The organism is Legionella drancourtii LLAP12 (assembly GCF_000162755.2).
In the GTDB taxonomy this organism is placed as follows: Bacteria; Pseudomonadota; Gammaproteobacteria; order Legionellales; family Legionellaceae; genus Legionella; species Legionella drancourtii.
Window position 1 is genome coordinate 100,511 of record NZ_JH413850.1, and the last position, 16,283, is coordinate 116,793.

Sequence of the window (16,283 nt, forward strand, 5' to 3'; positions counted from 1 at the left end):
TATTGCGGAGTATTCAGCAATCACTATTCTATTAGGCGCCAACTTTATGCGTGTAAATGTTACATTTTAGCATTCAGATTACACACATGCCCCCGTTACAAACAATTTGTTTGCCAAATCCTCTTTTGTGTCTAGACTTAATATTATTGGAATAATGTTTATTTTCAACCGGGTTAGAATAATGAGCACACGACTATATACATATAATCCTCATAAGCATGTAAAAATATGGCTGAGCAATAAACCGACGCTATTTATGAATCTGGAAAATCAAGTTCGGCTGCTTGAAATGCGTGAACAAAATCCCAATGACGAAATTAATCTGGTTTATGATTCTACCTTACTAGGCGCAGAAGCAATTACGCAATTAGAAACTTTTTGCACTGACAATAGGATTATTCCTGTTGATGCGGCGATGTTTGAAAAACAGACACTAACAGAAAAAGAACGCACGCTACTTAACTTTTATAAGGATGAAATTAGCAATTTAAATAACGGGGGCAATCTAGCTGTTGCCAGTGACATACTGCGATGGGTATCTCCACTTTATGAGTACGGCACTTATACTGATTTCGATTTCCCGGTAGATACCTCGGTACTGCCTCCTACTATTGAGGTAGCAGCTCCGTTATTGCTCAATATCGGTAGTTTAAAAATGGGCAAACAAGAGTTTATCCTTTCAAACAACGATTATGTTGCCATAATTGATCCCAAGGCAGCAAAAGAACAATTAGAACGCGTTCAGAGCGGTATTATCGAAAAATTAACTCAGTATGATAATGATTTTATAGAAAGAACCAGAGAACAGCTGCAAAATAACTTTTTTAATCGTTACATACTCAAATTTATGAATAATCGCTCTGAATCACATTATATTGCTAAATCAAAAGAACTGGATAAGCACTTGACATCTTCTCGTGATATTAGAAATTACATCCGACAAGTAATGTCAGATAAAGATAAATATATAGACTTTAGTAGAAAATCACATGAAGAAAGTAATGAAGAGGTAACACAAAGATTAAAAAACGGACTACAAAACAAGCTTACCCTGGTTAAGTATCTGTTTTTCAGCAAAGAATACATGGAAATAAAATACACGCTACAAAAAGATGATGATGCTATTTTAGCGTATTTAATGAAAACAGAACTAAATCTTTATCTAAAATCAATCGTTGTCTGCACTACTGGCCCTATCCAAATATCTGAAGCGCTTTTTGGAGGGTATGTATTTGATTCAAAATATTTTATTAAAAATATCCAACCATTCTCGTTTAATCACTATAACTTACAAAAAACGTTCAAAACACAAAATTCAATTCCAATACATTCAAGTCCATTACATATGATACGTTTTCTTGGAAAAGGCGAGGGTGAATTAAATGATTCTTCCTGGCTAGAGTCAGGTGGTTTATTGCAAGATATGCGCATAAAAAAACTTGAGCAACGGCAACAAGAATTTGCATCAAGCTTGCCTAACGCGCTTATGACATTAAAACACGATATTGAAGAGTACATCATAAAACTATCAAGAACCCAAGATGGAACCATGGAAAAACAAAGCAAAATTAACAAGGAAGCTCTTGAAGAAGTATTAAGATGTTTCCATCAAGAAAAGAATGAAAATGAATTTGATGTGGCTCAATTCCAAAATATTTTTACCGAGTTTTTTCATGACCAATCGAAAAAACCAATTACGGATTTAGAAAAACTTAGCCACAAAGCCATAATATTCGGCTTAACTAAAAACAGAAAAATTAAATGGCACTCCCCATCATAGATGAGCAATAAATCCCCCCCAAAAAACGAATCATTTACAATCAAATTAAACACACTGCAATCTGCAGTGTGTCAGCAACTACTAAAAATAAAGAAACAGCCTTGTGCAACAGGTATATGTATATGCTGTTAAATTTGACACAAAAGCCGCATTAATGTACACTGAGACCAATTATTGGATATAACGTTTACTCGCAATAATTAATATTATTAATGTTTTATATTTTCAATTGAGTTAATGCTCTTTTTACAACAGGTCATATAAATTTATCATTCACACATTAATTTTTGAAAGACTTAATCATGAACATATCTACATACACATATAATCCTCATAGTCATGCAAAAATCTGGCTAAGTAATAATCCAGACGTATTTATGAACTTAGAAAATCAAGTTCGCTTAGTGAAAATGCGTGAAAAAAATCCCAAGGACGAGATATGCTTGATTTACGATTCAACCAAATTAAATTCAAAAGCAATTAATGAATTAAACGCTTTTTGTAATGAACATAAACTTTCATCTTTAGATGCTAACTCATTTCACAATCTTGATTTAACCCCCAACGAGCGCATTTTATTCAATTTTTATCAAGACGAAATTAACCATTTAAATGAAGGTGGTAACCTAGCCGTTGCTAGTGACATACTGCGCTGGCTACATCCAGTTTATGAGAAAAAAACTTATACTGATTTTGATTTTCCAGTAGACACAACATCTCTTCCTTCCACCATAGAAATCGAGGCTCCATTATTACTCAATATTGGTAGTTTAAGGATGGGGAAGCAAGAATTTATTCTCTCAAACAACGATTATGTTGCTGTCGTCGATCCTGAAGCAGCAAAAAAACAAATTGAACGTATTCAACAAGGAATAATAGATAGGTTAAAAAATTACGATACTGATTTTGTTGAAAAAACAGAAGAGCAACTCCAAGATAACTTTTTTAATCGCAACATGCTTAAGTTCATGAAGAATCGCTCTGAATCCTTTTATATATCAAAATCAAAAGAATTACATGCGCACCCCAACTCTTCGCGTAATGTAAGAAATTATATCAAACAGATAATGTCTGATAAAAATAAATTTCTGGATTTTAATAAACAATCACCTGAAGAAAGCGATGAGTCTGTAATAAAGCGATTAAGACACGACTTAGAAGAACAACTTACTTTAATTAAATATCTATTTTTTGGCAAAGAATATACAGAAATAAAGACTATCTTAAAAAAAGATAATGATACCTTTTTAGAATATATGATGAAAAAAGAGCTTAATCTTTATTTAAAATCAATTGTTGTCTGTACCACCGGTCCAATACAAATATCCAATGCTCTATTTGGTGGGTATGTTGTCGATTCAGGAGCGTTTCGAAAAAATGTTCAGCCGTTATCGTTTAATCATTATAATTTACAAAAGGCATTCCGGTCACAAAACTCAATTCCAATGCATGAAAGCGTTTTTGGAATGATGCGATTTCTTGGTGAGGGTGAAGGCGAATTAAATGATTCCTCTTGGCTAGAATCAGGGCGTAAATTACAAGCACAACGCACCAAAAAACTTGAAATGAGACAACAGCAATTTGCAGAAAATTTGCCTGAGCACCTTATAGGACTCAAAAAAGGTATTGAAAAACACATTTTAAAATTATCAAATAACCGACATGGAATATTCTTTAAAGAGCGCAGAAAACTCAAGCATGAAGCTCTTCAAGAAGTATTAAAATGCTTCCAGAACAACATTAATGAAGATGAATTTGATGTAGCTCAATTCCAAAAAATCTTACCTAGCATTTATTTAAGTAAAAGTGTTTTTGCTGGATTATTCTTTAGTCAAACGAAAAAACTAATTGGCGACTTGGAACAGCTCAGTCATGAGGCGATGGTATTTAGTTTAACCCAAAACAAAAAAATCAAATGGAATTCTTCCTCAGAAACCAGGAGTGAGACCGTAACATCTGTTCCTCATAATTTTAAATTTTAATTTAACATAATTGGGGCTGCGCTGATAGCTTGCCCCGCAATACCATGTTCCATAAATCGTTATTTCTTGTGTAACTCCTCTATAATTTTCATTCAATGTTTGCCAAGTGAGGCTATCTGTGGATTTTTTTAACCAGTTTTTTGCTTCCTTTTCGTTGTACCATAAGCCGCAATCATAACTCTCTTGATTATTGATTGATTTGATCTATGTCTTATTTTAGTTTGATCTATCTCTTTGCTTGTGCACAATGAATTGAATTAAAGCAGATTAATTATAGATTTTAAAAACTTTCCGAGGAACGTGGTTTTATATATTTTTTAAAAATTTGGCGGGATAGATCAGGACTTACCCCCTAATTCCTTAACATTTTTTACTCGTCAACATGACCGTCATTCTGCTTGATTAATGCACGGTTAGGATAGGCACTTGATTTTAATTTTATTTTTGTTTGAATATCAATCAATTAAATTTGAAGTAAAACTGAAATTACAGAATTATTCTTTGCTCAAACCAAGATCATGATGTATATTAATGCCTCTTTCGGCGGGGAAATGGAATACAGAATATGAATAGAGTTAATAAGTTATGCCAACTAGCGTCAAAGGGTGATCTGCTTAAAATAAAAGAACTAAATGTTAGCACTGAAGAAATAAATAAACTAGTCAGTTGGGCTGATTTTGGACAGGCAGCAGCCTTTTTAGGTACATATAATGCGCTAATGTTGGCCGCATCAAATGGTCACGTGGATGTGGTTAAATATTTATTAGAAGAAAAAAATGCTGATATCAGCATTAAAGGTGGTAGGAAAAAGGATTTTACAGCGTTGGATTGTGCAAAAAATCAATGGTGGTTTGGTCCCGGAATAAATAAAGATCTTGTGGCTTTTATGAGTAAATGGAACTCAATTAAGGAGAGAGCAGCTCTAGCACAAGCATTAAGAACAGAAAATCCTAGATTTACGCCTGAGCAATGGATCGACAAAGGTAAAGAATTCTTTAATCCGAGCAACGGGAAAACTAAGGATTATATAAGAGCAAAAATATGTTTCAAACAAGCTATTATATTTGAAAATACGCATGAATTAGCGAAAATACACCTGTTCATGTTGAATCAACGATCGCTAGATAATGCAAACGCATGGAACAAGTTAGGTGATAATTATTTTTTTGAAAAAAATAGAAAAAAATAACGGTTATCAATATGCCAAATGGTGCTATAAAATAGCTCTCATGTATCAACCTAGCGACGAAACTGCGATTAAAAATTTAGAAATATTATCAAATCATGAACCAAACAACTCTCCTTGCACTGTTAAGACCCAAGAATATTATGAGGAAGCAATGAGCCCTACCTCCGATCCCAAAGGGCAAAAATTAATTTTAGAAGATATCATTAACTCAAAAGAAGTTGCAGGCTTAAAATTTAAAGGTGGAAAAAATTGGCTACATATACTTTCTCGTTTACCCTTTTCAGAACTTGTAGAACAAGCCATTAACCAAATAATAACTGCAGGTATAGATATTTATTCCAGAGACCCTAAGAGTGAAACTCCCTTTTTTAATACTGCACCTAACAATTCCAAAGAAATGATGGAACTCATACGGCCAGGTGATTTTATCGGTGTAGATACGCAAATAAATAGTATACGCACTTTTCTTGAAACGATAAAAAAAAATCCACATAACGAGCAGCATCTTTTGCTGGTTTCAGGACCTCCAGGTGTAGGGAAAACAGAATTAACAAGAACAATTATCAAGCAACAAGGATATACGATAACTAAATTTATTACAGGGAAAAAAGATGATCGATATGTTAATCAGCTAGAAACAAGAATTATCGAATTTTTTGAAAAATTGAAGAAAGCCACGGAACCTACCTGTGTATATATGGATGAGATTGATGCAATGCTACCTAGTAGCGATAACGCATCTAAAGATATGCAAAAAAGAATTGAAGCAGTTGTTACACAATTTCAAACGAGCATAGATGAGTTAAAAGGCACAAAAATAGTTATAATTGGTGCTACTAATTATTATGATCGTATCAAAGATACTATTAAAAGTCGTGGAGGTAACTGCCCAGTTATTTTTAAATTGCCGAATAAAGATTCGCGGCAATTATTAGTCCAGGATTTTTTACGTTTTCATAAATTAGAAAGTAACTCTACGATTATTCAGAGCATTGTTAACGCGACTTCCGGTTGGTCTCCACGAGATTTAAAAAATTATTTCGATAAAGTTAAAAATAATCAGAGTCCACCGAATTTAATGAATCCAATTTTGGATGAAACTTTTGTAGCCTGTTTTAACGATTTTCGCGAAGCGTGGGAGCAAAAAAAAACAGGACATGCCAGAATAATTGCTCCAAAGCTTAAAAAAAGTACTCCTCATGAACGAGCTATGCCTTTAATTACTGAGGTATTAAGTGCAAATGATACTATCTGTGATTTTATTGAAAATCCCGCTCTTTATAAAAAAGTCAATAAAAACTATAAAGTGCATACCTTATTATCTGGGCCGCCAGGTACTGGTAAAACAGACTTTGCCGCATTGGTTGTTGAAAAATCAAATTGTCCATGTTTTATTATTGAGCCTGGCTTGAGCCTACAGACAGTATCTGATACATTTTCGCGAGCGAAAGCATGTGAAAGAGCGATTATATTTATTGACGAATTTGATAAATATACCTCGGAATTTTCTTCAACTAGAGAATTAATACAAACAGAGATGGATGGATTTAATAAATCTGACAACACATTAGTTGTGATTGCTGCTACAAATTATTTAGACCGTATTGCCAAACCTGTTTTATCAAGATTTGGGCAAAAAATAGCACTCGAATTACCTAATACACAGCAAAGAGAAAAATTTATTACCGCTTCTATACTGAAGCTTTTCGCTGACGATGAGATTAAGCTTAAATTTAAACCTGATCAAAGTTTGCAAGAAGAAATAGACCTCGACTGTAAAAATTTAGCGCGTGAAATGGATGGTTTTTCTATAAGAGATATCCAGGATGTGATGGATGGATTGACACCGGTTCTAATTAAGTACATACGTTTGACAGTTAAGAGTGCTCAAGAAGAACCATTTATTGAGTCTATATTAAAATTAATTCATAAAATTAAATTAAGTAAGGAAGAAACTCAGCCTCCATCTTTCGCAAATTACAAGTCAACCTTTTTTGCAGAAATTCAACGTTTAAAAACATCTAAACAAGCGGACCCCATCGATGAACCAGTGATACCTTCAATTTAAGATCGTGTTCAATTTATTGAAACACCGAGGCATTGTTTCTGATGATGGACTACCTTACGTTCAAGCGGTGTCAATGAAGGAATCTCATTGATACGGCTTGAACGTAAGGTAGTCTAGTCATACCTAATCAGGTGGAAAAATCCATCAAAAATCCTACCATAAAATGGATATCTGAACTGATGAATATGATTGCAGTAGTGACTATTGTTACTGATGATCGACGATCATCGCATTGTAACTAATGTAAAAAAAATACATCAACGGATTATCGCTTATTTTGGGGTACATTTACGGGCTGCCTCCAGACCTGAAACAAGTCAACATTAACTATTCTAATTACAAAAATATTCTACATTGGTGCGAAATGTAAGCTATACTCGATTAAGTCATCAATAATGCCCCTGTTTATCTGTAGAAAAATTAATTAAACAATAATTCGAGAGGAAGCGATAATGAAAAAACTAATCTGGTTAGCAACATTTACCTTGGCGTTTATTTTAGGACAACCAAGCTTTGCATCATGTGATAAAGATCAAAAACATTGTAGTACTCATCAACGATTGGATAAATTAGCGACAGAGCTCGAACTTACTCCGGAACAAAAAGAAAAAATCAAGACTTACAAAGAACAAGCACGTGCCTCAATGAAAGAAAATTATGCACAGCTTAGAGCACTTCGTGGTCAAATCAGCGCGTTAATTAAATCAGATAAAATTGATGAAGCAAAACTTGATGATTTAGTAGCTCAGGTTAATAAAATAAAAGGGGCGATGCTTAAGAGTAGGATCATGATACAACATGAATTGTATTCCCTATTAACTGACAAACAAAAAGCTAAATACCAACAACTCAAACAACAATGGGAAGACAAACACAAGGACTAAGTGCCTTTTAATGCCCTTCTTTAACACAGTTGGGCATCATATACCCCACACCGCTCAACTCAATTTCGTACTGTAAATCTTCTTGACATCCCCCCATCTTAGTCTGTACTATAAACTTTTTTATCACCAGGGGTGCTAAACCATCAATTGGTTTGGCTGAGAATAACCCTTTGTACCTGCTCTGGATAATACCAGCGAAGGAAGAGTGGACTATGTTAGCACGACTATCTTTTTTTAAACCAGCAGCTCCATCTGTTACTTTTGTTTCTAGACTATTAAAAACAAAGCCGATTGCCGATAATTTAAACTCTATTTATGCTCATATTTTTAATCAGCAATTATTTGACGGCACGTTAAGTGCGCACGCCTTTGGTAAATACTTACATGATGACTATATTTACCTACATCATTATGCACTCGCATTAAATAAACTGGCCACCCGCGTTACTGACTCTCATCGAGAACTAGCCTTACATTTAAACGATTTATCACAGAATATAGTTGCTGGTGAACAAGAAATGCAAGAACAATATAATGAGTATTTCAAAACGACGCTTGAGGCAAAACCTGGCGCAGCAATTTCAGCTTACATTAAATTTCTTAACGACCATGCACAAGAGGCACAACTTCCTGTGGCTTTATGTAGTATTTTACCTTGTTTTTGGATTTACGCAGAATTAGGCGCCAAGGAACTCTTCCCCGGGCAATTAACACATAATCCTTATCGAGAATGGATAGCAACTTACTCAGGTGTTGAATTCGTGAAAGCAACACAAATGCTTGCTGCAACAGTAAATCAATTAGCAACTCATGCAGACACTGAACTTCTAAAGCAAATGGAAAAAACCTTCAGTGACGCAATCGCGTTCGAATTACAGTTTTTCAATGAAGTGGATCCGGCACAATTGCTTATATTCAAAGTTTAACGACGTGTAGAGGAGCTTGCTGAAAAAGTTTCCTCTGGATTTTTTTGTTCCTCTACTCCACTTGTTTTCATTGAGTTTAATTCTTTTTTTAGTGTGTGAAATTTCTCTATATTTTTTATAATATTACCTGCTTTTTTCTTTTCATATATTTGGAAAACATTACCACCAGTATTTATGGCCTCAACCACCGAACTCGCCGCAGTTTTGATAAACAATTTAAATTTATCGAAGTGACTCATTCCATTACTTAATGAACCAATATTGCGATTAAAACTTGCGCTATGGGGCAGCTGCTTCATCATGTCCCCCCGTAACGCTATAGGTATAGCCTCATTTTTAACCGTTATAATTACTCTATCAAGATAATCGCGAACATCTTCCTTTTGCTCTTTCAGAGCAATTTCTTGCAAATGACCAAGTTGCTCTATGCCTTTACTAACAAACCAATAATGAGCAAAATTATGTCGGTTCCACTCAATCATCCATTCAGATAAAGCATCTGGATTCTCTTTCACTATCGCGACCTTATCCTTCTCATATTTTGTCTGCAGTGCTCGTTCATATTGTTCATAGATAGGTGAACTTAAATACCGCCCTGATTCGTTCATGTGATTGCGCAAATAAGCATTAAACTGGCTATCTAATAAAGCACATTTCACTAAAAGTGGATCTTGATGAGCAAATAATTCTTTTTGTTTAGCAAGAAAATTTATTTTATCCCGTTTAATGGCTATTTGTAGTTCTAAATCAGGATTTCCAGACTCAGCTTTGAATTTTAACTCTAATTCATTTAATTTTTTTTTGCTTGCATCAGAAATAATGTTAATGAAATTCTTTTCATTTAATAACTTAAGCTTTTCCTTAAATGGCATATTAAGCTCTAAAGCCATGGATAAAAAGAATTGATTCACTGCCGCCATAGCGGGCTTTAACAAAGTACCAGGTTTTAAACAGAGTGCATCTTCCTGTTGCGACAATGAAACTAAAAACTCTCCATACACAACTTGTTTTATGTGTTCTGAATTTTTTATTTCCTGTCCTAGTTTATCAACATTTTGCTCAAACTGTTTCATGTGATTGGCAAGATCCACATAAACTCTTTTCAGAATCCCCTTATTCCCTATTACTAATGCATTATTACTAAAACTAAAATTCAACTCATCAAAATCAGCGACTTCCTCTTCATCTTCACGAAGCGCATAAGATTCATAGGATTCTTTTAAAAGAGCTGTCGCATCATCTAATTGAGTGGCAGCTGCATTAAATACTTTTGCGCCTTTAGTAAGCCAGAGTGTTGGCTTTTTTCTACTGTCCTCAAGGAATTTTTTCATGTCCGCCGTGTATGCATTTTTATAATCTAGCGCTTGAACTTTATCACTAAAACTCAGCATTTGCTCCACTAAAGAACCATACTGTTCTTTTAATTCTGGAGATAATTGTTGTACACTATTTGCCAATTCTTGTGCATGATGACCAATCTGCACAAAGATCTTTGCCTGAGCTAATAGACGATCACTTGTTTTTAGCTGCTCAAACTGTACCAATGCTGCTTGTAAATGATAAAGATTATTCTCTAACTCCTTTACCTGACGCACTAAAGAAGGTTCATTCGCATCAATTACGTGCAAATCATGACTATCAAGCTGTTTAAGATATTGCTGTACCTGCGGAGACAAATAGGATTGTGTTTTTTCTTTAAATTGTTCGCGCAATTTTGCAACATAAAAAGACAATTCCAATTTCTGGATATTCTCCAAACTAATACGAATAGTACCTATTGATGATTCATCAATCGTAGTTAAAACGTGTTGCTCTGATTCAACAACCGGTTTTTGTTGTTGATAAAAATCACGGTGAGCTTGTTCCAACATTCGCGCATCTTCGCCTGGCTCAAATGGTCTATGTTGCGCCAACGCTTCGGTTACAACATCAATTTTTAATTGACATGCTTTTTCTTCTTGCATTAAAAAAGCATCAATACACGTTTTCTGCTGCACTATCTGATCAAGTTTCAGCATTGTATCCGATTGATTAAAAGCATTAATGAGTTTATTTGTTAACGCTACATTTCCATAAGCCATGGCTTGTTGTATTTCGACAAAATGCTCTTTTAAATTTAATCTATCTTCAAAAGAAAGATCTGAGAATGATTTACCTTGATACTTATCTAAAATACTAAAAAAGTTACTTGCTGCTTGTTTTTTCTGTTCGATTTTAAACAGTTCAATCCATTGTTCTTGTCTTCGTTCCCCTAGATTCTCAGCCCTTTTAGGAGCAACATCAGCTGAAAGCTGTATTGGTTTTATGCCATACTTCTTATATTTGGTATTTTTAGCACTGATGTCATTGATGTATTGACTCATTGCATCAACTTGCGTTGAAATGGGTTTTGATAAAATACCTGGTTGCAAATAATAACGCGCTTCTAAATCATCTAACATCATCAATAAATCTGGATAGCTTTCCTTAACCCATTGCTGATAGGCATGTAATGTACTCTTTTGCAACTCATTACCCTCTCGAGCAAGTAAAGAAGATAATTTTACTAGCCCCTCATAAGCATCACGTCCATGAGCTATCGCCACTAAAGATATTTTATCTTTGGCTACCATATCAATAACCGAATCAATGGCCTTAATTCGACGTTCAGAAATTCTTAACTTTTCCGCTGTAATTGTGCTACCAGACTGCATTTGCTCCCTGATCTGATGCAATAAGGATGGAAAGTCTGCGAATAATCGAGTTACAGTAAAAGACTGTCCGTTCCCAGGTAAAATCGCATTAATTCCCCGACCGACAAAACGTCCTAGCTCACCATTTTTAAATGAATCAAGCCACGCACTATTATTAAATACCTCACTCACATGGTTAAATACTGGTTCAAGTAAATCATAATTATCACGAACTAAATTTTGCACCTCGGGTGCCGCATCAGTTAAGTGACTCAATGACTTATAAAGTTGTGACACAGCAGCAACACCTTGATGCATCGCCAATACCTTATCTAATTCAGTTTTTGTATTAATGTGTTCTATTGTCTGTAATACTTTTTCAGCATAATACAAACTGTTTATGACTTTTTTGAATGCCGCTACTTGAGGCGCATCTTCATTAAGATGAATAAAAGGTACACCATTGGGCTGAGGGGTTAATTTTGATGCAAATGGTGTCGCTAAATTTTCTTGTAAACGCTTTAATAATTTAGCCCGTGCTTCCTCTATTTGGGCTCTATAGTTTGGAATAAATGAAGCCTCTTTGTTCGCGATCTCGCTTTGTTTAGAAGACATTACATCTTCTATTTGCTCCAATTCTGCGGAGGTTATTTTTTTATCCGAAAAATCACTATTCAATTCAATCGTGGTGTCCATTTTTTGTAATTGAGCTAATGAAGACAAATCACCATTTTTCTGAGTTACTGTCGATAAAACACTTCCATACGCATTAAGTTGTTGCAGTACAGGAGTAACGTATTTCTTGGCCTCTGGTGATAATAATTGGATGCTTTTAAATAACTCACGTGCCGATGAATCAATCATACGCAATGTTCTATAGTTTTCTCTATATCCATCATCCCATTTTAGTCGCTCAAAATTTTGTAGTGCTTGCTCTAAACGGAGTAAACTATTTTCTAAATGTTTCACTTGCTGAACCAGCTCAGATTCATTTGGACTAATATCATAAGGTGGCTCTGCTGTAAAATAAGCGGCATTTACCTGATTGAGACGATGTTTTAACACGGCAGAAAATGCGTCTCTTGTTTTATGAACTGTTTCGGATAATTGTAATTCTTGGAGATAGGCAATATTACCGCGCAGATTTTTTAAACTTGATGCTTTGACAGCAACGATGTCCCCCTGGTTGACTACGGATAATTGCGACTCCGTGCTTAAATCTGATTTTATCTTATTAATCTGCTGCTCAACACGCTCCAGTATTGGTGTTTCATCTAAACCATTTAAAGTATCTCGCGCATTTTCGGCAACAGCCATTTTAAGTTTTTCAGCATCAATCTGTTTATCCAAAGCAGAATGAAGTAAATTTTTTGCAGCAATAAACTTATCGACGTGGCTACCAACCCAATAAGTAATATTGGCGCCAACCTGATTAAATGTCCATTGTGTCCACGTATTATTTTCTGTTGTTACTACGTTCTTTGGCGCAAAATAACCAACTCCAGCACCGAGTTTATTAAGCGTCCATTTTGTCCAAGAACTCTCTTCTATTCCGCCCCTTTCATTTAAAACATTGGTTAATTCATGTTCTAACTCCAAACTTTGATGCGCCAAGCAATGTTGAATATTAGGATAAATTTGTCTTATTTCATGCCGGTCTTTTTCGGTGATTGCAGAAAATGATTGCCCAGCATATTTTTTTAAAATACCAACGAAAGTTTCTATATCACGTTGTTGGGCTTCTAAAGCCACAATTGCTTTTACATGGGCAACTTGACTGACATCAATTTGTGCTTCTCGTGTCTTGGCCAGAGATTCAACGGTAATGAGTTTTTCATTAAACGTTAACGGAGATTCAGCTAAAGTATCCTTTACACGGTTTAGCGCACTAAAAAGATCTTTAGAAAGCAAGCCTGGTTTCAGATAATTAGTTTGCTCCAATTGATCAACATAATTAATAAAAGAAGGTAAGTAATTATTCGCCCAAGTAATATAACCTTGCATGGATTTTTGTGTAAAATCAACATCATCGTCATCAATCAATGCCAACCAATCCATTAACCTTTTAAATGCCATTGAATCACCAGCCCCCGCTAAACTAAGTTGATTCATAAAGGGGATTGTATCTAGTTTTTCTAATAGATGATGCATTATTTCAAATTTAGAGCGCTGTTCTATTGTTGACAGATTAGGTTGTTGTAAATCTGCCACAACATTCAGCAATTGTGATAAATTTGTAAAAACAGAAATAAGAGGGTTATTGCTCTCCGATGATGCACCAGAAGCGTTTAATGCCTCCTCTCGGTCGCTTAATATATTCCCAGTTACCATTACGGCATCTTCATTAGCATCCAATACTGAGTTTGCAGAAGCAATAACCTCATTGTCGCTCATTTGTGGTGACCAACCATAACTCTGAATAATCTCATATGCACTGGAAAAAACCGGGTTTAATATCGCATAGTTATTCGTTACTATGGTTTGAATTTCAGGAGTAGCATCATTAAGTAAAGCCACGGCTTTATACAATTGATTCAGCATACTTAAGGTCTTGGGTGCACTAACCGCCTTTTGCCATGCGCTGCTGTAATTTGTTTTTTCCCATGCTATAGCTGCTTGCTCCGCATGATAAAGGCAATTAACTACTTTTTTAATTGCTGCAATTTGTGGCGGATCATTGTCAATATAAAGAAAAGGTACCCCTTTTTTTCAGAAACTAACCTTTCGGTTAAAGGCTGTGCCAACTGATTTTGAAAGGTTGTGAGTAAGAGCGCCCTAGTTTGAGTGATTTGTTCAGAAAGGGGGGCTTTTGGGAGCTGAACATTACTATCAGCCAAATTTGTACTTTTTTCAGATGCGAAAGGATCTGGTGTCATCTTATTTCTCCGCCCTACTTTCATATAGTATAGTGCTAAAAAAAATAAGATTATTTTATAAACAAGAAATTATGCAACTTTTATTCTTTACGCATAGCAGCTATTTTAAAATTTATAGTGACGTCATCTTTCACTACATCAGTAGTGGACCATTCGCCTTCACCCACACCAAATGCAGTACGCTTAATTGTGGTATGTCCTTCCACAACAATATGATTTTTTGGCGATTCAGTTGCGGTAAAGGTTAACGTAGTCGGTATCGACTTATTTTTTATTGTTAACATACCCACTGCATCATAAGTTTTATCGTTAACTTTAGTAAATTTTGACGACTTAAATTCTGCTTTTGGAAAGGCTTTTACGTTAAACCATTCCGGAGTAATCAAGATTGTAGCTAATTCAGCATAAGTCACGGAAAGAGAATTCATCTGCACCACAATATCAACACGGCTATCCTGATATTTAATAGGATCTGCAAAAATTGTCCCGCTAAAGGATTTAAAAGCCCCTGTAACAGGCGCGTTATTCTGTGTTCCTATAAATGTGATGCTACTCTCTGATGGTACAATGGTCCATTGTGGCAGTGTGTCGTCTGCATGAACAATAGAACAAAAAGTCAATAGTAATAAGAAAAATGGCTTAATTAATATCATGGTAACATTCTCCGTAAGATATCGTCCTTGTTAATAAAATGGTGTTTTAACGCTGCAGCAAAATGTAAACAGATTGCTGCGATTAATACATAACCTAACCATTCGTGCACCCATTCAAATAATATTCGCTGTTGTTCATTTGGCGCAATTAAATTAGGCAAAGTAAACCAACCAAAAAATGAAGCGGGTAAGCCCGCTGCAGAAGTAATTAACCAACCTGTAATCGGCATAGCAAGCATAAATCCATAAAAAGCCCAGTGCATGCTTCGGGCTGCCAGTTTTTCCAACCAAGGCAATTCTAATTCAGGGTTCGTATTACTCAAACGCCAAATAAAACGAAAAATAGCTAAAAACAACACCAAAAAACCATATTCTTTATGCCATCCATAAAACTTCAGTTTCGCCAAACTAAATGGCAAAGGCACCATATATAAACCTAAAACTAAAAGCGCAATGATTAAAACAGCAATGATCCAATGAAGCGCAATCGCCACAACACCAAAACGTGTTATACTGTTTTTAATTTGCATAAATAATGAACTCCTTTTTATTTAGAGCTATTCCTTTTTATCCTGAGAGGCTTCTACTTCAATTTTAAGATCGACAGCATCCCCAAGCGCGGGCAATAAAGCATTCAGACCAAAATCAGAACGTTTAAGAGACGTAGTTGCTGAAAAACCAACCGTCATTTTATTCGTAATAGGATTTATACCTGATTTGTTAAAGGTAACATGCAAGACCACAGGTTTGCTTATACCACGTAAAGTTAATATGCCACTAACATCCCCTGTATTTTTTCCTAAAACCTGAACCTTATCACTGACAAAAGTTGCCTTCGGATATTGGTCTACATCAAAAAATAATTTACTTTTTAAATGCTTATCCAATTCTGGTAAACCGGTAATCACACCAGCAACATTAATACTTATGTCAGCCTTGCTTTGCTCAGGATGATCTTTATCAAGAACAAGTTGTCCAGTCGCATACCATTTTCCGGTTTGTGTTGAAAAACCAAGATGCTCAATGCTCCAAAGCACATAGCTATGATTTTTATCTAAAGTAAACGTCTCTGGTGCGGCTTGAACTGCCGTAGAAACAACAAATAGAGCAACGAAAATTGATGCCCAACGTGCAAAAAATTGTGTCATATTAATGTCCTTATTTCATTGATGATATGTTGAATCAGAGCAGTAGCGGTACCCACTGCCATTAAGTTAAGGATTTATGCTTCAAATGTCGTTGGAATCGAAGGG

Annotated in this window: 11 protein-coding genes, 1 pseudogene and 1 riboswitch; of the genes and pseudogenes, 7 read left to right on the top strand and 5 right to left on the bottom strand. The window is 35.2% G+C overall.

Going from position 1 to position 16,283, the window contains the following annotated elements; all coding sequences use genetic code 11:
* Window positions 1-181: 181 nt before the first annotated feature.
* From LDG_RS17915 to LDG_RS17940, 7 genes and pseudogenes are all read left to right on the top strand, one after another.
* Entirely contained in the window at window positions 182-1,780 is a 1,599-nt protein-coding gene (locus LDG_RS17915; protein WP_040536583.1) for a glycosyltransferase family 88 protein, read from the top strand.
* A 302-nt stretch (window positions 1,781-2,082) separates the two neighbouring features.
* On the top strand, window positions 2,083-3,762 hold the full coding sequence (locus LDG_RS17920; RefSeq protein ID WP_050805599.1) for a glycosyltransferase family 88 protein: 1,680 nt from the start codon (window positions 2,083-2,085) through the stop codon (window positions 3,760-3,762).
* Between the two features lie 565 nt (window positions 3,763-4,327).
* On the top strand, window positions 4,328-4,951 hold the full coding sequence (locus LDG_RS17925) for an ankyrin repeat domain-containing protein (protein ID WP_006872895.1): 624 nt from the start codon (window positions 4,328-4,330) through the stop codon (window positions 4,949-4,951).
* Window positions 4,929-7,019 carry an AAA family ATPase gene (locus LDG_RS17930; protein ID WP_006872896.1) on the top strand — a complete coding sequence of 697 codons (2,091 nt, stop codon included), beginning with the start codon at window positions 4,929-4,931 and terminating at the stop codon, window positions 7,017-7,019. Before LDG_RS17925 ends, LDG_RS17930 begins: the two co-directional genes overlap by 23 nt.
* A 116-nt stretch (window positions 7,020-7,135) precedes the next feature.
* A pseudogene (locus LDG_RS20850) lies at window positions 7,136-7,389 on the top strand (IS1634 family transposase); the annotation flags it as partial.
* 82 nt (window positions 7,390-7,471) lie between these two features.
* On the top strand, window positions 7,472-7,903 hold the full coding sequence (locus LDG_RS17935; protein WP_006872898.1) for a Spy/CpxP family protein refolding chaperone: 432 nt from the start codon (window positions 7,472-7,474) through the stop codon (window positions 7,901-7,903).
* 118 nt (window positions 7,904-8,021) lie between these two features.
* A riboswitch (TPP riboswitch) is annotated at window positions 8,022-8,124 on the top strand.
* Window positions 8,116-8,829 carry a TenA family protein gene (locus LDG_RS17940; RefSeq protein ID WP_006872899.1) on the top strand — a complete coding sequence of 238 codons (714 nt, stop codon included), beginning with the start codon at window positions 8,116-8,118 and terminating at the stop codon, window positions 8,827-8,829. It overlaps the preceding riboswitch by 9 nt.
* Here the strand turns inward: LDG_RS17940 and LDG_RS17945 are convergent.
* The 5 genes from LDG_RS17945 to LDG_RS17965 all read right to left on the bottom strand — a co-directional run bounded on the left by LDG_RS17945 (window position 8,826) and on the right by LDG_RS17965 (window position 16,178).
* Window positions 8,826-14,042, bottom strand: coding sequence for a sbcc family protein (locus tag LDG_RS17945; protein ID WP_006872900.1), 5,217 nt, complete (start codon window positions 14,040-14,042; stop codon window positions 8,826-8,828). The two genes, LDG_RS17940 and LDG_RS17945, sit on opposite strands and share 4 nt — an antisense overlap.
* 101 nt (window positions 14,043-14,143) lie before the next feature.
* Window positions 14,144-14,377, bottom strand: coding sequence for a hypothetical protein (locus tag LDG_RS17950; protein ID WP_006872901.1), 234 nt, complete (start codon window positions 14,375-14,377; stop codon window positions 14,144-14,146).
* Between the two features lie 80 nt (window positions 14,378-14,457).
* Complete coding sequence (locus LDG_RS17955) at window positions 14,458-15,030, bottom strand: YceI family protein (RefSeq protein ID WP_006872902.1); 573 nt, start codon at window positions 15,028-15,030, stop codon at window positions 14,458-14,460.
* Window positions 15,027-15,560, bottom strand: coding sequence for a cytochrome b (locus tag LDG_RS17960; protein ID WP_006872903.1), 534 nt, complete (start codon window positions 15,558-15,560; stop codon window positions 15,027-15,029). Before LDG_RS17960 ends, LDG_RS17955 begins: the two co-directional genes overlap by 4 nt.
* 27 nt (window positions 15,561-15,587) lie before the next feature.
* Window positions 15,588-16,178, bottom strand: a complete 591-nt coding sequence (locus LDG_RS17965) for a YceI family protein (RefSeq protein WP_006872904.1) — start codon at window positions 16,176-16,178, stop codon at window positions 15,588-15,590.
* Window positions 16,179-16,283 lie beyond the last annotated feature (105 nt).